The organism is Aromatoleum anaerobium (assembly GCF_012910705.2).
Taxonomy (GTDB): domain Bacteria; phylum Pseudomonadota; class Gammaproteobacteria; order Burkholderiales; family Rhodocyclaceae; genus Aromatoleum; species Aromatoleum anaerobium.
This window is the reverse complement of record NZ_WTVG02000034.1, coordinates 116,673-138,186: the sequence shown is the minus strand read 5'-3', so window position 1 is coordinate 138,186 and position 21,514 is coordinate 116,673. Positions and strand designations below refer to the sequence as shown.

The 21,514-nt window shown below is 65.1% G+C and carries 21 protein-coding genes and 2 pseudogenes; 10 read left to right on the top strand and 13 right to left on the bottom strand.

Going from position 1 to position 21,514, the window contains the following annotated elements; all coding sequences use genetic code 11:
- The coding region (locus GO606_RS03150; RefSeq protein ID WP_169119240.1) for a sigma-54-dependent Fis family transcriptional regulator at positions 1 to 2,010 on the bottom strand (2,010 nt) is incomplete at its 3' end.
- A 368-nt stretch (positions 2,011 to 2,378) separates the two neighbouring features.
- Here GO606_RS03150 and pedF point away from each other — a divergent pair.
- Both pedF and GO606_RS03140 read left to right on the top strand, forming a co-directional pair.
- Positions 2,379 to 2,831: a cytochrome c-550 PedF gene (gene pedF / locus GO606_RS03145; RefSeq protein WP_425532183.1), complete on the top strand. Its 453-nt coding sequence runs from the start codon at positions 2,379 to 2,381 to the stop codon at positions 2,829 to 2,831.
- Complete coding sequence (locus GO606_RS03140) at positions 2,821 to 3,663, top strand: substrate-binding periplasmic protein (protein ID WP_169119241.1); 843 nt, start codon at positions 2,821 to 2,823, stop codon at positions 3,661 to 3,663. Before pedF ends, GO606_RS03140 begins: the two co-directional genes overlap by 11 nt.
- Before the next feature lie 110 nt (positions 3,664 to 3,773).
- On the opposite strand, the gene GO606_RS03135 is transcribed toward GO606_RS03140, so the two are convergent.
- From GO606_RS03135 to adh, 8 genes are all read right to left on the bottom strand, one after another.
- Positions 3,774 to 4,583 carry an ABC transporter permease gene (locus GO606_RS03135; RefSeq protein ID WP_169119242.1) on the bottom strand — a complete coding sequence of 270 codons (810 nt, stop codon included), beginning with the start codon at positions 4,581 to 4,583 and terminating at the stop codon, positions 3,774 to 3,776.
- Positions 4,584 to 4,607: 24 nt separating this feature from the next.
- Positions 4,608 to 5,885 carry an ABC transporter substrate-binding protein gene (locus GO606_RS03130; protein ID WP_169119243.1) on the bottom strand — a complete coding sequence of 426 codons (1,278 nt, stop codon included), beginning with the start codon at positions 5,883 to 5,885 and terminating at the stop codon, positions 4,608 to 4,610.
- A gap of 58 nt (positions 5,886 to 5,943) precedes the next feature.
- Positions 5,944 to 6,933: a PQQ-dependent catabolism-associated beta-propeller protein gene (locus tag GO606_RS03125; RefSeq protein ID WP_169119244.1), complete on the bottom strand. Its 990-nt coding sequence runs from the start codon at positions 6,931 to 6,933 to the stop codon at positions 5,944 to 5,946.
- Positions 6,934 to 6,987: 54 nt separating this feature from the next.
- Positions 6,988 to 7,767, bottom strand: coding sequence for an ABC transporter ATP-binding protein (locus GO606_RS03120; protein WP_169119263.1), 780 nt, complete (start codon positions 7,765 to 7,767; stop codon positions 6,988 to 6,990).
- A gap of 4 nt (positions 7,768 to 7,771) precedes the next feature.
- Positions 7,772 to 8,545 carry an ABC transporter ATP-binding protein gene (locus tag GO606_RS03115; protein WP_169119245.1) on the bottom strand — a complete coding sequence of 258 codons (774 nt, stop codon included), beginning with the start codon at positions 8,543 to 8,545 and terminating at the stop codon, positions 7,772 to 7,774.
- A 12-nt stretch (positions 8,546 to 8,557) separates the two neighbouring features.
- On the bottom strand, positions 8,558 to 9,385 hold the full coding sequence (locus GO606_RS03110) for an ABC transporter permease (RefSeq protein WP_486187736.1): 828 nt from the start codon (positions 9,383 to 9,385) through the stop codon (positions 8,558 to 8,560).
- Positions 9,360 to 10,370 carry an ABC transporter substrate-binding protein gene (locus GO606_RS03105; RefSeq protein ID WP_169119246.1) on the bottom strand — a complete coding sequence of 337 codons (1,011 nt, stop codon included), beginning with the start codon at positions 10,368 to 10,370 and terminating at the stop codon, positions 9,360 to 9,362. The genes GO606_RS03110 and GO606_RS03105 overlap by 26 nt, the downstream gene beginning before the upstream one ends.
- A 243-nt stretch (positions 10,371 to 10,613) precedes the next feature.
- Positions 10,614 to 12,134 (bottom strand): aldehyde dehydrogenase, encoded by a 1,521-nt coding sequence (gene adh / locus GO606_RS03100; RefSeq protein ID WP_169119247.1) that lies wholly within the window; start codon positions 12,132 to 12,134, stop codon positions 10,614 to 10,616.
- Positions 12,135 to 12,463: 329 nt separating this feature from the next.
- On the opposite strand from adh, the gene GO606_RS03095 reads away from it, so the two are divergent.
- From GO606_RS03095 to GO606_RS03085, 3 genes are all read left to right on the top strand, one after another.
- Positions 12,464 to 14,086, top strand: a complete 1,623-nt coding sequence (locus GO606_RS03095) for a sigma-54-dependent Fis family transcriptional regulator (protein ID WP_169119248.1) — start codon at positions 12,464 to 12,466, stop codon at positions 14,084 to 14,086.
- A gap of 133 nt (positions 14,087 to 14,219) precedes the next feature.
- Positions 14,220 to 14,489 carry a MoaD/ThiS family protein gene (locus tag GO606_RS03090; RefSeq protein ID WP_169119249.1) on the top strand — a complete coding sequence of 90 codons (270 nt, stop codon included), beginning with the start codon at positions 14,220 to 14,222 and terminating at the stop codon, positions 14,487 to 14,489.
- Positions 14,490 to 14,509: 20 nt separating this feature from the next.
- Positions 14,510 to 15,616, top strand: a complete 1,107-nt coding sequence (locus tag GO606_RS03085) for a WD40/YVTN/BNR-like repeat-containing protein (RefSeq protein ID WP_169119250.1) — start codon at positions 14,510 to 14,512, stop codon at positions 15,614 to 15,616.
- A gap of 84 nt (positions 15,617 to 15,700) precedes the next feature.
- Here GO606_RS03085 and GO606_RS21905 read toward each other — a convergent pair whose 3' ends face one another.
- The 4 genes and pseudogenes from GO606_RS21905 to GO606_RS22060 form a co-directional block, all read right to left on the bottom strand.
- Positions 15,701 to 15,823 (bottom strand): hypothetical protein, encoded by a 123-nt coding sequence (locus GO606_RS21905; protein ID WP_280516166.1) that lies wholly within the window; start codon positions 15,821 to 15,823, stop codon positions 15,701 to 15,703.
- A gap of 142 nt (positions 15,824 to 15,965) precedes the next feature.
- Positions 15,966 to 16,196, bottom strand: a complete 231-nt coding sequence (locus tag GO606_RS03080; RefSeq protein WP_169119251.1) for a VF530 family protein — start codon at positions 16,194 to 16,196, stop codon at positions 15,966 to 15,968.
- Entirely contained in the window at positions 16,193 to 16,678 is a 486-nt protein-coding gene (locus GO606_RS03075) for an acyl-CoA thioesterase (RefSeq protein WP_169119252.1), read from the bottom strand. The genes GO606_RS03080 and GO606_RS03075 overlap by 4 nt, the downstream gene beginning before the upstream one ends.
- Before the next feature lie 242 nt (positions 16,679 to 16,920).
- Positions 16,921 to 17,163: pseudogene (locus GO606_RS22060) on the bottom strand (phage integrase N-terminal SAM-like domain-containing protein); the annotation flags it as partial.
- Positions 17,164 to 17,967: 804 nt separating this feature from the next.
- On the opposite strand from GO606_RS22060, the gene GO606_RS03070 reads away from it, so the two are divergent.
- From GO606_RS03070 to GO606_RS03050, 5 genes and pseudogenes are all read left to right on the top strand, one after another.
- On the top strand, positions 17,968 to 18,705 hold the full coding sequence (locus tag GO606_RS03070) for a hypothetical protein (protein ID WP_169119253.1): 738 nt from the start codon (positions 17,968 to 17,970) through the stop codon (positions 18,703 to 18,705).
- Between the two features lie 267 nt (positions 18,706 to 18,972).
- A pseudogene (locus tag GO606_RS03065) lies at positions 18,973 to 19,134 on the top strand (IS4 family transposase); the annotation flags it as partial.
- Positions 19,135 to 19,776: 642 nt separating this feature from the next.
- Positions 19,777 to 20,118, top strand: a complete 342-nt coding sequence (locus tag GO606_RS03060) for a DNA-directed RNA polymerase subunit alpha C-terminal domain-containing protein (protein ID WP_169119255.1) — start codon at positions 19,777 to 19,779, stop codon at positions 20,116 to 20,118.
- 125 nt (positions 20,119 to 20,243) lie between these two features.
- Positions 20,244 to 20,573: a hypothetical protein gene (locus GO606_RS03055; RefSeq protein WP_169119256.1), complete on the top strand. Its 330-nt coding sequence runs from the start codon at positions 20,244 to 20,246 to the stop codon at positions 20,571 to 20,573.
- 241 nt (positions 20,574 to 20,814) lie between these two features.
- Positions 20,815 to 21,378, top strand: a complete 564-nt coding sequence (locus tag GO606_RS03050; RefSeq protein ID WP_169119257.1) for a hypothetical protein — start codon at positions 20,815 to 20,817, stop codon at positions 21,376 to 21,378.
- Positions 21,379 to 21,514: the final 136 nt, after the last annotated feature.

Genomic DNA, 21,514 nt, shown 5'->3' with positions numbered 1-21,514 from the left:
GGTCATCCGCCCGAGCTTGCGATACAGCGTGTTGCGGCTGACGCCGAGGCGGCGTGCCGCGGCCGAGACGTTGCCGCCCACCTCGCGCATGACGGTCGCGACCGCCTCGAGTTCGATTTCGTCGAGACTGCGCGCGACGTTGCCGCCGGCAGCCGCCCGGGGCGGCGGTTCCGCGGCCTGCCGGGAGCGCTCTTCGTGCTCGCCGTCAGCATCGATGCCGAACAATTCCTCGGGCAAATGCACCGCCCGTATCTCGCACTCGTCATCGAGCAGCGCGACCGCGACCCGGATCACGTTCTGCAGCTGACGCACGTTGCCCGGCCAGGCGTAACGCTCGAAGAAGTTCATGACCTCGCCGCTGATGGTGATCGCCGCTCCGCGCGCGCCGATCGCCTCGGCCTCGGCGGCGAGAATCTTCGTCACGATCGAGCGGATGTCGGTGCGCTCGCGCAGCGGCGGCAGCGTCACCGTGAGGCTGTTGACGCGGTAATAGAGGTCCTCGCGGAACAGGCCCTGTTTCACCGCGTCGCGCAGCATGCGGTGCGTCGCGCAGACGAGCGACAGGTCGACCGGGGTCGTCTTGAGCGAGCCGATCGGCGATACGCAGCGTTCCTGCAGCACGCGCAGCAGCCGCGCCTGCATGCCGAGCGGCATGTCGCCGATTTCGTCGAGGAACAGCGTGCCGCCGTGCGCCTGCTGGATCTTGCCGACCGCCCCCTCCCGGCGCGCGCCGGTGAAGGCACCTCCGACATAGCCGAACAGTTCGGATTCGATCAGGTTCTCGGGAATCGCCGCACAGTTCAGGGCGACGAAAGGGCCGTCACGCCGCGTCCCGCTGTTGTGGAAGGCCCGCGCGAAGAGTTCCTTGCCGACACCCGATTCGCCCTGGATCAGCAGCGGAATGTCCTTGCCCTGCACTCGCCGCGCCCGGTCGAGCGCAAGCTGCAGCCGCTCGTCGCCGGTCGCCAGGCAGTCGAGCGTGATGTCGTTGCCGCGCCCCTCGCCCGCTTTCGGCGCAGTACGCCGCGGCTCGGCGGCGCGGTCCGCGAGCCCGGTGGCGGGAACGGCGGTGCGCGGCCCGCGCGGCGCGCGCACCCGGGCGTACACCGTGTCGCCGCGCCGCATCTCGAGCATCAGCAAGGCATCGCCGGCGCTTGCCGCCCGGTCGAGCACCTGCTCCAGACCGAGCCTGAACAACGTGTTGAAAACCGGTGCCTGGACAAACCCGGCGCACAGCCCCAGCGCTTCACGCGCGACCGGGTTGGCACCGAGGAGCCGGCCATCCTCGCCGACCGCCAGCGCGCCTTCCTGCAGGCTGCCGACGTATTCCGGCCGCGCATGGAAAGCGATCTGGATCTCCTTGGCGAATTCCGCCTCGAACAGCCGCTTTTCGAGCAGTTCCACCGACAGGCGGACAAGGCCCAGCGTGTGCCGCTGCTGGCTGCGGTAGTCGCCCGAAATGTCGAGCACGCCGGCCAGCCGCCCGCGCGCATCGAACACCGGCGACGCGCTGCAGGTCAGGAAGCCGTTGCGTTCGAGATAGTGCTCGGCGCCCATGACCTCGACGGGCGCCAGCTCGACGATCGCGGTGCCGATCGCGTTGGTGCCGCGCTCCGCTTCGTCCCACGAAGCGCCCGGCTGCAGCGCGACGCGTTGCGCGCGCCCGAGGAAATCGGCATCGCCAAGACTGTGAAGGATCATGCCGTGGATGTCGGCCAGGATCACCATGCTGCCGGAGGCACGGATCTGCTCGAAGACGTGCTCCATGATCCCGCCCGCGTGCTCGAGCAGCCGGGCGCTGCGCTCGCGCGCCTCCGACAGCCCGGCGCGACCTTCGGGATCGGGGGAATGCTTGTCGAGGTGATCCAGCCCGCTCGAGCGGCAGCGCTGCCAGGAGCGCAGTACCGGCGGCGTGAGACCCGCCTGCGGCAGTTCGCCATGCTCGAAGAAAAACCGGCGCGCGTCGACCAGCGTGTTGTCACGGCGGTCCCGCAATTGCGGTAATACCATCGTCTCCTCCTCCTGTCCCGCCCGCCGTACGAGGCATGTTTTTTATGAGCGCCCCCAGGAAACGGCTTTGCCGTTTTGCGCCCCCCGAGGGGGACAAGAAACCTTGGAGCGGCCCGGCGTTTTCTTGAGGCCCCTGTGCGCCAAAAAGTAGCACCTGCCCCAGCTTGAAGCAAGCAGCTTCACAGCAGCGTGAAACATGGTTAGCAACCTTCATGCCATTGCATTCTTCCAGCCACCATGCGGGTTACAGCCGGCGGCGGGGCGAACGGCAAGACAGTTGTGATAGTGGCACAGGCCTTGCAGTAACAGGTCATGCCGCAACAGCGGCAGTATGATCCGAATCACTTCAGCCATAAGGAAACAGGACGGTGGAAATGCACAACTACAAGGAGACACTGGCGCGCGGACTGCGAGTCGGAGCATTCATGGCAACGCTTGCGTGCGCGGCTGCAGCGGGGGTTGCGCACGCGCACGGCGACGTGACGCCGCAGGCGGTCGATACGTCGTCGCTGAAGCAGCTCGGCGCGGACTGGCAGACGGTCAATCCGTACCGCGGCAACAAGGAAGCGATCCGCATCGGCGATTCGGCGTTCAACCAGAACTGCGCGCGCTGCCACGGCCTGGGTGCGGTCTCGGGCGGTATCGCGCCCGACCTGCGCCTGCTCGACCTCGAACCGGAGACCGACGAATATTTCATCGGCCGGGTGCGCAACGGCGTCACGCGCAACGGCGCCGTATACATGCCGCCGTTCGAGGGCACCCTGTCGCAGGAGGCGATGTGGGCGATCCGCGCGTGGCTGGAGACGGTCCGTGAGAAGTGAGCGCCGTCGCTTCCTGCTCGCCGCAGGCGCACTGCTCGCCGGCACGATGCTGCCGGCCCACGCGCTCGCCGAGCTGGAGTTGCAGCAGGCGGATACCCTGCGGATCGCGGTGTATGCGGACTTCGCGCCATATTCGGCGCGCGGCAAGGGCATCGACATCGCCGTCGGCCAGGCGCTCGCCGAGCGCCTCGGCCTGCGCGCCGAGATCGTGCAGTTCGCCGCCGACGAGGACATGAACGACGACCTGCGCAACATGGTGTGGCGCGGCCACTACCTCGGCACCCGCCCCGCCGACGTGATGATGCACGTCCCCGTCGACGCGCAGTTCGCCGCCCGCAACGACAAGGTGCGGATCATCGCGCCGTACCACCGCGAGACGATGGCGCTGGCACGCGATGCGGCGCGCGTGCCGCTGCCCGCCGGTTCCGCGGCGAACGCGTTCGAAGTGTTTACGCGCGAGAAGATCGGTGCCGAGCTCGATACGCACGCGAGCGACTTCCTGCTGAACGTGCTGAACGGCCGGCTGCGCGACAACGTCGTGCATTTCCGCAGCGTCGCCGACGCGGCGGCGGCGATGACGCGAGGCGAAGTCAGCGCCGTGCTGGCGCCGCGCGGCCAGCTCGAAGCTGCGCTGCAGGAGCGCGGACGATTCGAGCTCGATACGCTCGCGATACCCGAAATGCGGGTCAGCGCGTGGCCGCTCGGCATGGCGGTAAAAGCTGATAGCCGCGAACTGGCCGCCGCGCTGGCGAGCACGATCGCCGAACTGCAAAGTTCCGGCGAACTCGGCCGCATTTTTGCCGCGCATGGCGTGACGTACCAATCACCGTGAAAGTTGAGGAATTATTTGAGCCGCGACGCAAGGTGCTCCATTTTTGAACACCTTGCATCAAGCTTGAACAGCTGTCGCTGAACAATTTCCATCGCGCAGGATCAGCAGGATCACGCCGCTTTACCGCTTTTCTTCAGCATGCCGCGCTGCGGGTCGTAACCCCGCGCGGCGAGCATGAAGAACAGCGCGAGGCAGCCGCCGACGATCGCGACGGACGTGCCGGCGAACTGGCCGTACAGCGCGAAGCGGATCGCCTCGACCGCGTGCGTGAAAGGGTTCCACTGCGCGACCACATGGATCGCCGCGGCGCCGGATTCCTCGAGCTTCCACAGCGGATACAGCGCCGGCGACAGGAAGAACATCGGGAAAATCACGAAGTTCATCGTGCCGGCGAAGTTCTCGAGCTGGCGCACCTGCACCGAGAGCAACAGGCCCAGCGCGCCGAGCATCATTCCCGACAGCACCAGCACCGGCAGCGCGTACAGCCAGCCGCTCCACGGCAGGTCGACGCCGAACAGCGCCGCGATGACGAGGAACACATAGGCCTGCAGCACCGACAGCAGCGTGCCGGCCAGCAGCTTCGCGAACAGCAGGTACCAGCGCGGCAGCGGCGCGGTCAGCAGCAGCCGCATCATCCCCATCTCGCGGTCGTACACCATCGCCAGCGACGATTGCATGCCGTTGAACAGCAGCACCATGCCGAGCAGGCCCGGCACGATATAGACCTGATACGGGATGTAGGTGTCGTACGGCGGGATGATCGACACGCCGAAGACGTTCTGGAAGCCCGCCGCGAACACGACGAGCCACAGCAGCGGGCGCACCAGCGCGGACGCGAAGCGCCCGCCCTGGCGGACGAACTTGGCGATCTCGCGCCCCGCGATCGCCTGCAGCGCGAGCAGCGCGTGCGAGGTTTTCATCGCTGCCCTTCCCTGCGGGAGGATTCAGAACGCACAGCGGCTGTCGCGCCGGTCGAAGCCGAGCGTGTCCATGTTGTTGGCCGGATGCAGGAAGCCCGCGAGCGGCGCGCGCTCGACGACCGCGTTGTGCGTCGCGAGCAGCATCGGCTGACGCAACTGGTTGTCCCACGGCCGGAAGCCGAGCCGGTTGCCCTTGAAGCCGTCGATCGTGATCTCGTCGCCGCGGATGTAGTCGCGCAACTGCGCGAACGGCGCATTCTGCGTGCGCACGACCGCCTCGACGATCGCTTTCACCGCGACCCACGCGGCCCAGTCGGGGTCGCTCATCTGCCGCCCGGCCTGCTTCTCGAGCCGCGCGTTCAACTGCGGCGCGCCGTGACGCTCCCACGACCAGTGCCAGCCCAGGGCGGCGAGACCTTCGGCGCCGACGACCGGTCGCGCACGCACGCTGCGGTACGGCACGCTGCGCGCGAACTCGCCGTCGCTGTCGGCGACGAACACGACATCGTGATCCGCCCCGGCCGTCAGCAGCGCGACGCTGCCCTGCTCGCGCTGGCGCGGGTCGTTCGAGAGCACGAATTTCTTCGTCTCGACGATCTTCAGGCCGAAGCGCTTCGCCGCCCGCTCGAACGCCGCCGCGATGAGCCGATCGTCGGCGCGCGGGCCTTCGAGCAGCAGCACCGAACGCCATTTCTTCGACACCAGGAACTGCGTCAGCGCGTCGGCACTCATCGCGTGGTTCGGCAAGGTGTGCAGCAGATTCGCCTGGCACTGCTCCTGGCGCAGCGCGTCGTCGGGCGCCGAGACGTTAAACAGCAGCAGCTCGCGGCCGCGCACCGCCTGCGACAGCTCGGCGACGATGGCGCCGGGCGCGTCGATGAGGAAAAAGCGCACGCCGTCCTTGTGCAACGTGTCGATCGCCGCCAGCAGCGCCTTCGCGTCGGCGCCCGCGACGCGTTCGAGTGCGAAGCTGGCGCCAAGCGCGTCACCGACGAAGCGCGCTTCGCGCAGCGCCACTTCGGCGCCCGCGAACGGCCGGCCGAGCGGCTGCGCGAGGCCGCGAAACTTCAGCCGCAGCGGGTCGTAGCGCGCGTCCGGCTCGAGCTCGACGTAGCCGATGCGGACCGCTTTCGCGGCCGGGCCGGGGGCACGAGCCGTCGCCGCGAGCGCAGCGGCATTGCCGTTCGCCCCGGCCTTCGGCAGCGGCGACGGGGTCGCGGCGAACGACCACGACGCCAGCAGCGCGAAAGCGAAACCGACGATCGATCGCCCGAAGCGCCGACCGCTTCGCTCGCGGCTCATGTGCCGGGACGCCCTCACCCTCGCCCTCACCCTCGCCCCGACTGTCCTGGCCATCCCGTCAGTCATCGACGACGACCGTATGCGGCACGCGCCCGACCGGCACCGAGCGCAGCACCTTGCGGGTGCGCGTATCGACAACCGAAACGTCGTCGGACAGGCCGTTCGCGACGAACAGCAGGCTCTCGTCGCGGTTCAGCGTCGCGCCCCACGCGCGGTTGCCGACGAGCACGTAGTCCGTCACCTTGCGGCTCGCGACCTCGACGATCGCGACGTGGTTCGCGCGGCCGAGCGTGACGTAGGCCGTTCTGCCGTCGCGGCTCATCGCGATGCCGACCGGGGTGATCTCGTCGGCGCGAAAGCCTTTCGGCTTGAACTCGACCGTACCCTTGAGCGCGTTCTTTGCGCCATCGAGGATCGTCACCGCGCCGCCGAGCTCGTTCGTGACCCACACCTCGCCGCCGTCCGGCGTCATCGCGAAGCGCCGCGGCCGGTTGCCGACGACGACATTCGCGAGGATCCGGTGCGTCGCCGTGTCGATCACGTGCACCATGTTCGCGACTTCGGAGGTGACGTAAAGCCGCCGCCCGTCCGGGCTCAGCTTCACTCCTTCGGGCTCCTCGCCGACGTCGATCGTTGCGACCGGCTTGCGGCCTGCGATGTCGATCACCGAGACGCGCGCGTCTTCCTCGTTCGACACGTACATCCGCTTGCCGTCGGGTCCGATGTCGAACATCTCGGGGTCCTCGCCAACCGGGATGCTGTGCGTGAGCTCCAGCCGCGCGACGTCGATGACATCGACGCGGCCGGCCTTGCTCGCGACGACGTAGAGCGTGCCGCGGTCCGGGCTCAGGCGCATGTCGCGCGGCCGCGGCCCGGTTGCGATCGTCTTCACGACCTGCCAGGTCCTGCCGTCGAGCACCGTCACCGCGTTGTCGTTCTCGCTGCTGACGAACACGTAGCCGGTCTCCTTTGCCAGTGCCGGCGCTGCCGCGAGCACAAACGCGAGCGTGAGGGCGGCGGCCGGTGCGCCGCGTCCGGGTCGAATCAAGTCCGTCTCCTTTTCATCAGTTGCTGTTCCTGTTGCGTCGTTCGGCACGGCGCGTCACGCGATCCCCGCGCCACCGGTCATCTGCAGAAAAGCTTCGGCGAGCGTCGCCGTGCCGGCCGCACGGACCAGCGCGTCCGGCGGGCCGTCCGCGAGCACGCGGCCCAGATGCAGCACGACGACGCGGTCGGCGGCCTCGGCCTCGTCGACGAGGTGGGTCGCCCACAGCACCGCAACGCCGCGATCCCGCAGCCGCAGCACCTCGTCGAGCAGCTGCCGGCGCGACGCCGGGTCGAGCCCGACCGTCGCCTCGTCCATCAACAACACTGCCGGTTCGTGCACCAGCGCGCGCGCGAGTTCGACCTTGCGCCGGTTGCCGCCGCTCAGCTCGCGCACCGGGTCCGAGGCGCGCCCGGCGAGTCCGACGCGGGCGAGCGCGTCGTCGATGCGCTCGCGCGCATGGCGCTTGCCCAGGCCGTGCAGCCGCGCGTGGAATTTCAGGTTCGCCTCGACCGACAGGTCGAGATCGAGCGTCGCCTGCTGGAACACGACGCCGATGCCGGCGAGCGCGCCGACCGGATCGTCGCGGATGTCGTGGCCGCAGACCGCGATGCGGCCCCCGTCGGCATTGAACAGCCCGGTCAATAGCTGGAACAGCGTACTCTTGCCGGCGCCGTTCGGCCCGAGCAGTGCGACGAACTCGCCGCGCGCGACCGCGACGCTGATACCGCGCAGCGCTTCACGCGGGCCGTAGGATTTGCGCACCGCGTGCAGCTCGAGCAGCGGGACCCCGGCCTCGATCGCTGCGGTCGTCGCCTGCGTCGCCGCCTCCCTCATCGCTTCAGCCATCGTCGCGCCCCGGCGCACACCCGTTACCGCTGGCGAGGCCGGCGAGCAGCCCAGGATGCTGTGCGAGCAGACGCGCCTGCAGTTCGAGCACCGCGGTGCCGTCTGCGGCGCGCGGCCGGGGCAGCGTCACGGCAAGATCGAGCACGACGCGCCCGGGCGCGCCGGACAGGAAACAGACACGGTCGCCGAGCGCGAGCGCCTCGCGCAGGTCATGCGTGACGAACAGCACCGTCGAGCGGCAGCGCTGCCACAACTCGACCAGCATCGCGCGCAGACGGTTCGCCGTCGGCACGTCGAGCGACACGAAAGGCTCGTCCATCAGCAGCAGTTTGGGCTCGATGACGAACGCGCGGGCGAGCGCGACGCGGCGCTGCATCCCGCCCGAGAGACGGCCGGGATAAGCCTGCAGCACATCACCGAGTTCCATCGCGACGAGCAGGTCGACGGCGCGCGCCTTCGCCGCAGCGGAACGCCCCGCGACCAGCAGCACGTTGTCGAGCACGCTCAGCCACGGCATCAGCCGCGGCTCCTGGAACATGAAGCCGACGCCGTTCCCCGGCGCTTCGCCGTCGAGCCGCACGCGGCCCTCGACGTCGCCGTCGAGCCCGCCGACGACGTTGAGCAGCGTGCTCTTGCCGCAGCCCGAAGGGCCGACGACGCAGGCGAACTCGCCGTCGCCGACCTGCAGGTTCAGGCCGGACAGCGCAACATGCGGGGAGCCGCCGCGGTCCGCATAGCGCTTGCGATCGATGTCGATTTCCAGCATGTCAGCCTCGTATCAGCTCCGCCAGTGGTTGAGGCGCCGCTCGAGCGGCCGCAGCGCCACCGCCTCGACGAGCAGCACGAGCGCCGCGAACACCAGCGTGTAGGCGAGGATGCCGGCGATATCGAAAAACTGGAAGAACATGTTGAGCTGAAAGCCGATGCCGTCGCTGCGGCCGAGCAGCTCGACCACCAGCACGATCTTCCAGATCAGCGACAGGCCGCTGCGCGCGGCGGCGGTCAGCCACGGGTAGAGCTGCGGCAGATAGACGCGCACGAGCGTCTGCCAGCGCGGCAGCCGGTACGCTTGCGCGACCTGCAGCAGGCGACGGTCGATCGCGCGCGCGCCCTCGCGCACCGTAACGATCACGGTCGGGATCTTGTTTACCGCGACCGCGACGACCGCCGCCGTGTCGCTCAGACCGAACCACACGTAGCACAGGATGATCGTCACCAGCGCCGGGATGTTGAGGCCGAGGACCAGCCAGCCGTCGAGCAGCACGTCGACGCTGCGCCAGCGGCCCATCGCGATCCCGATCGCGGTGCCGATCGCCATCGCGAGCGCGAAGCTCACTGCGACACGCATCAGCGTAATGCCCAGGTGCGCCGGCAGCGCGAGCGAAACGGTCTCCTCGACGACACGCCCGAACACCGTCGCCGGTGTCGGCAGCGCCGAACTCTGCAGCACTGCCGCCGCAATTTGCCACGCGGCGAGAAACGCGAGCAGCGACAGCATGCGCAAGGTGGCGTCACTGCGCGGCAGGCGCAGCCTCACCGGGCCGCGCGCCCGCCGGGGCGCCAGACGCAGCACGGCACCGTCATTCGCGCCGCTTCGCGTGCTCACCGTCTGCGTCCCGATTCCAGAAGGTGCCGGCCGGCAAGACGCGCGCACTGCCGACGAGCGCCGTGCCGCCCTCTTGCGCGAGGATGCCGAACACCTGGCGGGCGGTCGCCTGCGCGTGTGCGCCGGACGCCGTCACGATGCCGGCGCGGAAACCGTCGCGCAGCGCGAGCAGCGTCGCGTCGTTTTCGGCGCGGGTCAGCGGGCGCAGCTCCTGCCAGATGGTGTCGGAGTCGCGCATCACGCGCTCGGCCTCGCCCGCCGCGCGGAGAAAACCTTCGACCGCCGCGCGATTGCGCTGCGCCCACCCTTCGCGGAACACCCAGCCGACGAGCGGCAGTTCGCCGGCGACGCCGAGCTCGCGCAGAATCTCGTCGATGCCGAGGAGTTCCCGCATTCCCGCGGCCTGCAGCCGGGCGGCGAAGTGCCAGAAGTTCAGCACCGCCGGCAGCTCACCGCGCAGCATCAGTTCGTTGAGCAACGGCGGCGCGGCGAAATCCGCCTTGACGAGCGTCGCAGCATCCTCGCCGAGCGTCTTGCGCGAATACGCGCGCAGCAGCAGCCAGCTCTTGTCAAGCGCCCCGCCGGCCACGCCGAGGCGCCTGCCGCGCAGGTCGGACAGGGTCTGCACGCCCGAATCCGGGTGGACCATGATGCCGCCGACGGCGCGCGAATAGGGCACGAAGGTGAAGTCCCGCCCCTCGGCGCGCTGGCGCGCGACCCAGATCCAGTCGTTGACGATGACATCGACCGCGCCCCCCTGGATCGCGACGTTCGCGGCGTCCTTCAATGCCAGCGGGACGACCTCGATGCGCACGCCTTCGCGCTCCGCGAGACCCATGCGCCGGATGACCTCGAGTTCCCAGCTGACGGTGCCGTACTGCAGCACGCCGATGCGGATCAATGCCGGCTCGGCGGCACTGGCGGCCGCCATCCCCAGCAGCGCGAGCACGGCGAACATCAGCCGCGTCGCCAAGAATTGCTTCATCGCCTTGTCTCCGTCATTTTTCGTTGTCGTCGACGTGAATCGCGCCGCGACGAAACACCAGGTTTCCGCATGTACGAATAAAGCAGGATACAGTCCAGTTCGCAAGCCGCTGCGGTCGGTATCGACTTTCGGTACAGCAGCGTTCCGTTTCGGAGCAACTGCTCCGATCCGTTACATTCCGATCGAAAAAAAGGGGCGGCTCAACGCCGCCCCGAAATGACTACGAGGGAGACTGTCGATCGATCAGAAGAACCCGAGCGCGTTCGGGCTGTAGCTGACCAGCAGGTTCTTCGTCTGCTGGTAGTGGTCGAGCATCATCTTGTGGGTCTCGCGACCGATGCCGGATTCCTTGTACCCGCCGAAGGTCGCGTGCGCCGGGTAGGCGTGGTAGCAGTTCGTCCACACGCGGCCGGCCTTGATCGCGCGGCCCATGCGGTAGGCGGTGCTGCCGTCGCGCGACCAGACGCCGGCGCCGAGGCCGTAGGGCGTGTCGTTCGCGATTTCCAGCGCTTCGGCTTCGTCCTTGAAAGTTGTCACGGCCAGCACCGGCCCGAAGATCTCTTCCTGGAAGATGCGCATCTTGTTGTGACCCTTGAACAGCGTCGGCTGGATGTAGAAGCCTTCGGCCAGTTCGCCGCCCAGATGCGCGCGGTCGCCGCCGATCAAGAGCTGCGCGCCTTCCTGCTTGCCGACGTCGAGGTAGGACAGGATCTTGTTCATCTGCTCGGTCGACGCCTGCGCGCCCATCATGCAGTCGGTGTCGAGCGGGCTGCCCTGCTTGATCGCCCGCACGCGCGCCAGCACGCGTTCCATGAACCGGTCGTAGATCGACTCCTGGATCAATGCGCGCGACGGGCAGGTGCACACTTCGCCCTGGTTGAACGCGAACAGCACCATGCCTTCGACGGCCTTGTCGAAGAACGCGTCGTCGGCTGCGGCGATGTCCGAGAAGAAGATGTTGGGCGACTTGCCGCCGAGCTCCAGCGTCGCCGGGATGAGGTTCGTCGCGGCCGCCTGGGCGATCACGCGGCCGGTCGCGGTCGAACCGGTGAAAGCGATCTTGGCGATGCGCTTGCTGGTCGCCAGCGGCATGCCGGCTTCGCGGCCGAAGCCATTGACGACGTTGAGCACGCCCGGCGGCAAGAGGTCGGCGATCAGCTCGACCAGCACCAGGATGCTGACCGGCGTCGATTCGGCGGGTTTGAGCACGACGCAGTTGCCCGCGCCGATCGCGGGCGCGAGCTTCCACGCGGCCATCAGGATCGGGAAGTTCCACGGGATGATCTGGCCGACGACGCCGAGCGGCTCGTGGAAGTGATAGGCGACGGTGTGCTCGTCGATCTCGCTGATGCCGCCTTCCTGCGCGCGCAGGCAGCCGGCAAAGTAGCGGAAATGGTCGATCGTCAGCGGGATGTCGGCGTTCAGCGTTTCGCGGATCGCCTTGCCGTTATCGACGGTCTCGGCGTAGGCCAGCAGCTCGAGATTGGCTTCGAGGCGGTCGGCGATCTTGAGCAGGAGGTTCGCGCGGTCGGCGGCGGACGTGCGGCCCCATTTGTCGGCCGCGGCGTGGGCGGCGTCGAGCGCGAGCGTGATGTCTTCCTCGGTCGAGCGGGCGACCTGGCAGAACGGCTTGCCGGTGATCGGCGTGACGTTGTCGAAGTACTGGCCGCGTACCGGCGCGACCCATTTGCCGCCAATGAAGTTGTCGTAGCGACTCTTGAACTGGACCTTCGCGCCGGGCTGGCCGGGCAATTCGTAAAGCATGGGGGTCTCCTCGATCTGTCGGTTGCGGAACACGCGTTTGCGTTACCGGCCTCAATTGCAGGCACCATGCCAGTCACTGCGAACGATTGCCTCCGACGTCGCCACTTTCATTTCTTTTCATCGACTTAAAAACGATTCGTGAGCCACCTTCCGCAATCGGAAGGTGTCATTGGCCCGGTAAGGCGCTGTTCCATTCCCGCACACCTGCTCCATCGCGACACGCCCGGCGCATCGGCTCGTGCCGACGACAAGCCGCCGATGAGGGGTTGCACCCGCGGCGATCGACGATCAGGAGTCAAGCGGCATGATTCCTGCAACAGGGCCGATATATGTCCGAAGCCTTGCCCGCCCTGCCGTCATCGCCCGTACTGCGCGCCTCGTGGCTGCGCAGCCGGGAACACGGCCTTGCCCCCGACCAGCACCTGCCGGACGGCATTCTCGCGCGCACGGATTTCGCCGAGCACATCGAGGCGAACGCGCGCCTGCTCGCATTCTCCCGCCCGGCGATCGAAAACCTGTACCGGCAGATCGGCGGCCCGTCCTCGATGGTGCTGCTCGCAGACGAGCGCGGGCTGATCCTGAGCGCGCTCGGCAATACCGAATTCCTCGACCGCGCAGCCCGCGTTGCGCTCAGTCCCGGCGCCGAGTGGAGCGAAGCGAGCGTCGGCACGAACGCGATCGGCACCGCGCTGCACACGGGCCATACTGTCGCCGTGCGCGGTGCCGAGCATTACCTCGACCGCAACCGCTTCCTGACCTGCATCGCGACACCGATTCTCGCGCCCGGCGGCGGCATGCTCGGCATTCTTGACGTCTCGACCGATGTGCGGGCCAACATCTCGCATGCCGGAGCGCTGCTGCGCACCACCGCCGAACTGATCGAACACAGCCTCATCGAGCATCTGGAAGGCGGCTTTGTGACGATCCGGTTTCACAGCCGCGCCGAACTGGTCGACGGTCCGCTCGAAGCCCTGGCCGTGTTCGACGAAGAACGCCGCCTCGTCGCCAGCAACCGTGCCGCCCGCAGCCTGCTGAAGCTCGACCGGGCGCATCCGTCAGCCGACTTCGATCACTGTTTCGCGACCGGCTGGGCGACGCTGCTCGGCCTGGCGACTGGCAACGGCGGTGCATTTCCCCTGCGCGCGGTCGACGGGCGCAGCTTCGTCGGCCGCGCCGCGCTGCGCGACCGTTCAATCGCCCCTCGCGCGCCTCGCCCTCCCCCGGCACAGTGCGCGGGGGAGCCCGGACCGGGAGGGCAACTTGCGCAGATGAGCCAGAGCGACCCGCGCGTTGCCGCCGCGATCGCGACCCTGCGCGCCAACGCAGCGGCACACGTTCCGCTCCTGATCGAGGGGGAAACCGGCACCGGCAAGACGCATCTCATTCGTGCGTTCCATGCCGATCACCGTCGCCACGCCGACGCACCACTGGTGATCATCGACGGATCGTCGCTGCACGGCGCGGGCGCCAGCGCCGAACTCGCGGACCGGCTCGGACAGGCTGCCGAGGGCACGCTGTTCGTCGTCGAGATCGACGCATTGCCGAACGCGATGCAAAGGGCGCTGTTCGGCACGCGAACGTCGCGCGGGGCGACGCGCATCATTGCCGCAACCCGCAAGCGGGTCGCGCACCTCGCAGACAGCGGACGCCTGGAGCTGGCGCACTTCGCCGCGGCCGGAGGGCTGCAGCTCAGCCTGCCGCCGCTGCGCGAGCGCGACGATTTCGACGAACTCGTGCGGCTGTTCGTGCGCGAGGCCTGCCCCGAGCGAGCGATCCATGTCAGTCCCGACGCGCTGACGCTGCTGCGACGCCACCGCTGGCCAGGCAACCTCAGCGAGCTGCGCAGCCAGCTGAGGCTGACCCTCGCGCTGATGGGCGACAACGCGAACGAGCTTTGCCCGCAGGACATTCCGCCCGAACTCTTCGACGACGACAGCGGCGAGAACCGCTGAACGACCTGCGCGCGGCGCCCGCAACGCTGCCGCCAGACCGGGCAGGACGTCATGCGACGCCCGGATTGCTGGTCTAGACTGGTGAAGGCCGCGACATGCCATTCGCTGCCTGGCCGCCGCTCCGAGATCAATCATGCCGCGAATCGTCTTCGCCCCCGCGATCCAGCGTCACCAGCCCTGCCCGCCGCTGCGCGTCGCCGGCGACACGGTGAACGGCGCGCTCGCGGCCGCGTTCGCCGAAAAACCGCAGATGCGCGACTATATTCTCGACGACCAGGGAACACTGCGTCGCCATGTCGCGATCTTCGTCGATGGCCGGGTCGTGAAGGACCGCCTGCACCTCACCGACCCGGCCGGCGAAAACGCCGAAATCTACGTTGTGCAGGCGCTCTCGGGCGGTTGAAGCGCCGCAAGGAGGCATCGATGACCGATCGACTGTTCGTCGCCACCCGCAAGGGGCTGTTCGTGTTCGACCGCCATCCGCACGCGAGCCCGCACTGGCTGCCCGAAGCGCACGTCCACTTCCTCGGCGACCCGGTCACGATGGTGCTCGCCGACCCGCGCGATGGTACGTGGCATGCGGCGCTGAACCTGGGGCACTTCGGCGTGAAGATGCGCCGCTCGCACGACGGCGGGCAGAGCTGGGATGAAAGCCCGGTGCCAGTCTACCCGCCCAAACCCGCGGCAGCCGCCGACGAGGCCGACGCAGCCTGGTCACTCGCCCAGGTGTGGGCGCTCGAAGCGGCCGGCGCGGACCAGCCCGGCGTGCTGTGGGCCGGAACGATCCCCGGCGGGCTGTTCCACTCCGCCGACGGCGGCGACTCCTGGGGGCTGGTCCGGTCGTTGTGGGATCGCCCGGAACGCCGCGAATGGTTCGGCGGCGGCTACGACCAGCCCGGCATCCACTCGATCTGCATCGACCCGCGCGACAGTCGGGTGGTGACGATCGCCGTCTCCTGCGGCGGCGTGTGGCAGACCCGCGACGGCGGCGACAGCTGGGAGTGCCGCGCGAGCGGCATGATCGCCGACTACATGCCGGACGAACGCGGCGGCGACCCGAACATCCAGGACGTGCACCGCATGGTGCAATGCCCGTCGAATCCCGACGTGCTGTGGGCGCAGCAGCATTCGGGCATCTATCGTTCGACCGACGCCGCGGCGAGCTGGCAGCCGCTCACGGCGCAACCGTCGTCGTTCGGTTTCACCGTCGCGGTCCATCCGCAGGACGCGGACACCGCGTGGTTCGTGCCGGCGGCGAAAGATGCCTGTCGCGTGCCGGTCGGGGCGCACCTGGTCGTCAACCGCAGCCGCGACGGCGGCGCAAGCTTCGAGCCGCTCGACCACGGGCTGCCGCGGGCGCCGGCGTACGACCTCGTGTATCGCCACGGGCTCGACGTCGACAGCAGCGGCAGGCGGCTCGCGATGGGTTCGACGACCGGCGCGTTGTGGGTGTCGGAAGACGGCGGCGAGACGTGGATGTGCCTGTCGGCGCACCTTCCGCCGATCTATTGTGTGCGCTTCGCACACTGAAACCGGGGCCGGGCGCTGTACCGTGCCTCAACAAAAAACCGGCGCAAAGCCGGTTTTTTCGTGGTTTGCCGAAGCGAGCCGAGGCTATTTCTTTCCGGACTTGTCCGTCTTCGGCGCCATGATTCCGCCCGCAGCCGGCGGTTCGGGTTTTTTCGGCTGTTTCGGCTTCTTGGCCTCTTTGTTTCCGCGTACCTGACCTTTGGCCATTGTGTTTCTCCTTGCAATGCGTGCGCCGTGAAAGGCGCCGTCACCGCTTTGTTGCCGTTACTGGATGACCCCCCGGCGATGCCTGCGAACAACCGGGAACAGGGCACGATCATCATAGACCGTTGTGGACGGGCGCACCGGCTTATCTTCGGCGCAAGCGCAGCACGTAGAGATACAGCGACTCGACCCGCTCGCGCGCCCACGGAGTGCGGCGCAGGAACTTGAGGCTCGACGCGACGCTCGGCTCGTGCTGGAAGCAGCGGATCGGGATCTCCTGCCCGAGCTCGTCCCAGCCGTAATGCTCCACCAGCTCGGTCAGCATGCGTTCGAGCGTGACGCCGTGCAGCGGATTGTTCGCTTGGGTGCCGCTCATGCTGCTGCCGGCCTCAACGCGCGCTGGCGCAGGTCGAATTCATGGCGCAATTCGCGGCGGATCTGCGCGGCGGCGTGACGCCGCAGCTCGTCGGGCGTGGTCGGGACGAGCGGCGGGACCGGGATCGAGCGGCCCTCATCGTCGACCGCGACCATCGTGAAGAAGCAGCTGTTCGCGTGGCGCACGACCTTTTCGCGGATGTTCTCGGCCAGCACCTTGATGCCGACTTCCAACGACGTCTTGCCGGTGTAATTGACGGACGCGAGAAAGCTCACGAGCTCCCCGACATGGATCGGCTGGCGGAACATCACCTGATCCACCGACAGCGTCACGACATAGTGCCCGGCGTAGCGGCTCGCGCACGCATAGGCGACCTGGTCGAGCAGCTTGAGGATCGTGCCGCCATGGACGTTGCCGGAAAAATTGGCCATGTCCGGCGTCATCAGCACGGTCATCGCGAGTTGGTGGTTCGGCAGATGCATCGGCTCTCCTGCAGGGTTCAAGGGCAGTGGATCACGCGCCGCCCGAGGACCGCGGACGGAAACGGAAGGTTTCGGCGGGACAAATCTGGACGCGCGAACGATCCGCGTTCGCGGCAGTTTCTCATATCCGGCGGCGCGATGATCAGCCCGAGCAGGGGTCATCCACCCCCGCGATCAGCCGCTGCACTTCCCCGCGTGACATCACCAAAGACAAGCGCGCCGGCTGCTTCGGCCGCGTCACCTCATCCAGCCATGGCAAGGGGGTGCTCCAGCACCTCCCGGTAAAGAAACAGAATCGCCGACAAACCCTGCCCCTGTGTCACCGCCCTCACGTCGCGCTCAGCCGCGAGCGAGGTCTGAAAAGCCTCCCCCTCCTGCTTTCCCATGTCGTTTGGATGGCGCCGACCGTGATGAATGATGTATCTTTTGACCCAGCCGACATACGCTTGCTCGGTGCGCAGGCTGTAGTGCTTCAGCCGCAGCCGATCTCGAAAAGATCGAGCAGCCGTGGCGCAGTCGTACCGAGAGACCGGATGGCTTGTGCCATGTTATTGGGAAATATGCTTTTTGGATACACACGTCACACCTGCCGGAACAAGGGCTTGCCAGTCAGTCCTGGCTTATCCGACATATCCAATAACACTTTTACATCGACACTTGGTGTCTATTCGTTAACCCCCCTATTTGAATGGAGTCACCATGCACATGATCACTCGGCTTTCTGCTTTGTGGGCGCTCCTTGCCAGCACATCCACGTGGGCTCAGATGCCCGTGGAAATAATAAGCACCACACCTGATGCAGTCGGTCAGCGCCTGGTGTTCGCAATCAAGGAAGGCATTCGGTCGTCTTCGTCGCTAGCGATTTCCTTCGATGAACAACAACCTCGAATGCAACTCAATGTCGTTACGCTCGATCAAAATACGTCCAACCTTGGATATTCCACAGTATACGCGGCCGTAATTCTCTGGAACAACCCAACCAAGCCATTTCCACTCTACATAACTCAGTATGTCGGTTATTGCGGTAGCAGCAGGGTCCGCGAGTGTGCAGATGGGCTCGTCTCAAACACATCAGAACAGGCCGATGGGATACGTAAGTTGCATATGGCAGTATCAAAGCGCTAATGGGGCACGTAATCGCGCCGCGGGGGTAACCTATCATTCCACCGGACCTGCGCGAAAAGCCATGCAGGACGGTGAATTCAGACGTTAGGCATCGCATGTGGATATCCTGCCGAGTTCGTAGCGATTCGCATACGCTCACGGACGCTCCATTTCGACTTCTCCAGTTGCCGGAGTCCAATATCCGTGTCCAACATGTACGGGAGAGGGACTTTGTCATTTCCATCCGCGCCTTGGATGAGCCACAGATAGAAGCAGCAAAGGTGCATTACGCGCACCACACCATTAATGCTATCCTAATCGCGTTGAATGCTGGAACAATTGGAAGCTTCTCTTGGTATAACGATCCGTGGGTTCACCCAGTACTCACAATTGCGGATGACTTGGAAGGAACGAACTCAAGAGGTAGTGCGCTCATTGTCGAGAGCGACACGACATATGAAGAATTGAAGCCATTAGCAGAGCAAGACATATATAACGCGGTACTCATCTTTGGCATCGTTACCCGAGAAGACTCGAACGTACTAACGGGCGAATATTGTCGCGGCTTGCTCCTTCTTCGAATGAACTTCTATGAACTCAATTTTCGTAGAGAAGCATTTCTTTGCTTCTATAGGGCACTTGAGCACTTCGTTACGGCACGAATTCTCGGCGTCAAGAAGTTGCGAAATGAACTGCGCGACCTACAGCGCGGTTTAGCGGTAATGGGAGCATCGCAGGAGGTACAAGACGATTTGCGCGAGGTTTATGCAATACGATCTAGCCAAGTGGCTCACTCGCAGATCGGTCAGCGTGAAATCACCTTGGATGAGGTGCTCAAGACAAAGGTATTCCTCGATTTTATAATGCACAAGACTTTCAAGAAGGAGGCTGATCGCATAATGCAGGAGCGCCGCAATGCCTAACCTTTCCACCGGATCTTGTGCATAAAGCCGCGCAAGGCCGGCAGTAACGTTAGGCCAGCGATGCCCACTTGTACAAAATGCGGAGGATCAAGATTCAATAGCTGGAATTGCTGCATGGATTGCAGCACGCGACAATAGGTAGAAAACTGGTACTCCGACCTCGTAGGCGGAGGATGAACCTGCGACAATAAGGTCAGGTCTTGCAATATGGCATAGCGCAGCACAGCCCAGTGCTCGAACGCAAGGCCTGCCCCCATCTGTGCGCATCTGGTGGCCATGCTAGGCGGCTTTCTCGGGCGCAAGGGCGACGGCGAGCCCGGCGTGAAGACGATCTGGATCGGTCTTCGGCGCGTCATGGATTTCGCGGCGGGGCTCAAGTACGCGCGTGACCAGAATGATGAATGTATTGTGTGTAATGGAATGGGTTGACTGGGCTTGTTCAACAATCGGTTCATGTCGTGGCTCGCTTCGCGATGAAGCCCTATGAAGCCCTGAATAGGGGACAGACCACGGTTTTCAGCTTTTGTGCAAAACCTTTGGAAACCGTGGTCTGTCCCCTGTTCTGCGGAGGCATCAATCCACCGGACGGTGCGCGATAAAGCCGCGCAGGCTGGTGAATTCAGACGTTAGCCCTTTCAATCTCAAATATGCGTTGCCGTCCCGAGTTAAGCCTCTACACTGACAGGCCCTACTGGGTTCCTCGTAAGCTGTTCCACGCGCATTTTGATCAAGATGACTTCTTGTGCCGTGAGTCAGTTACTGTTCGGCCCGCCTACTTGGCTGACTGGTTCTTCACACCGGACGATGGGGTAATGCGATTCTTTCTACCGACTGTCCAACTCATTTCCGGTAAGACACAATTTATCAACGGCAGACATAGAACTGCTGTGCTTCTTCCGTTTCTAGAGGAACTCCCAATTGCGATGGCTTGCGAGAGCGACAGAACCGCTGCCTGGGTGGAAGAATTGGGCTTAGTTAGTTTTCCGCTCGACCGCTGGATTGATTTACCGGACCTGCCAGTTTTGAATAGCCTGCCCTGAGCAGGTGTCCAGTCACCGCCTGGAGCTAATCGTGTCTGACAACCGTACTGATCGTGAAATTCTTGAGAATATCGACCGTTTGGTCCGTGACAATGCGCTTAAGGGAGCCAAGACCATAGAGGAAGTGGAAGCCATTTCCAGGTTGATAAGTGAGCCAATCGAGGTGCTGCATTTGTCTCAGCGAACGACCGAGGCATTGACAGGAGCCGGCATAAAGACGGTAAAGGAGCTTGCCTGTCTTCGCGCTTCTGATTTATTGGCGATTGAAGCTATTGGGCGGTTAAGCCGAAACGAGATTATTGAGGTTCTTGCAGAAAATGGGCTGCGGCTCCGTCACGACCAATACTTTCATGTGCCCCGGGGCGTCAGCTAGCTATATGACAACCAAAGATGAGTTGCCCAAATTTTTTTTGGGCTAACCCATTCCACCGGGCCTGCGCAAAAAGCCGCGCAGGCCCGTGAATTCATACGTTAGGTGCCTCTTCATTGGAGCCACGCATGGAAAATCAAAAGCTCGCGGAGTTACTGTTTCAGCTTCAACAGGCAACCCGATCTATAAACTCGCCATTTAGCAAGGCAATTGAGCGCGCAATTATTTCTACGCTTGACTGCAAGAAACCACTCTCTAACCTGCCTCGCGATGAGATTCTCAAGTTGAGTGGGTTCAACACTTCGAACATTACATTTGTTGACCGAATCATTGGCGGAGAAAGTGTTGCTTTCGTATCCGAGGACGTTCCCGTCGTTACACCTAAGGAAGCTTTGAAACGAGGCGTCACTGGCCCTCAGAATCTGTATACCGAGTGGAAGCGCACAATGAAATACTGAAAAGTCGGCGCTGGCGATACAGCAGAAGGGTCAAAACACGGGATCAAGTCTAGCATAGGACGGATGAGCCGCGCAGCGGCGTTATCCGCCGCATGACAACGGAATCGGCATCGGTCGTGGGGCGAAAGTACCATGCGGCGGAAGGCGCCTATGGCTTTTCCGCCCTACGCTCGCTGAGGCCGTCGGCTTCGACCGGGTAGACGCCGTCGAGCGCGACCACGCCGGGGCACCGATCCGCGCGGTGGACGTCGAAGAGGCGCTGTCCGACTGGCATACTATCGACGGCACGGAACTTCCGCTGCAGTTCCATAAGCAGTGGACGAAGCTGTGGATTGCCTACAACGACAAGGTCATCAAGAAGGACGATTATGAAAAGCGAGCGGTCGAAATCGCGATTGCTGCAGATGCGGCCCGGGGAGTTTCAGAAGGTGCTGGGCGAGTTAGAGCAACGTCGGACGCCCGAGTGGCACGCCCGGCAGGCGGAACGCCGCAGCCTGCAACCGGCGCCGCGCAAACTGGTACTGAACGTGAAGGGCAAGACGAAGACGGACTGACCCCGGACGAGATGGCTCAGCAGTGGGACGCCGCGGCTCAGGAGGCCGGCCTGCCGGTGTTCGCTGGTCTGAACAACACGAAAACAGGGTCCGAAAACAGGGTCAGGTCCGAAAACAGGGTCACAGGTCCGAAAACAGGGTCAAGTCTTGCAATCACGCATTTTTCCCACATGGTGGAGCCGCAGCGCCCTAGCGGATTCGATCCCGACATTGCATTATCTGACGCCCGCAAGATTGCGCAGCGAGCGTAGGTGGATGACCCGAAGGCGTTATCCGTCAAGTCTTGCCGTGATGTGTGTCACAGCGTCGACATAGCGGAAGGCACTGCGCTTTTGGCTGCACCGAAACTTCGTTTTCCGTCGTGGGCATTCAGCTGGCGCCCGAGTG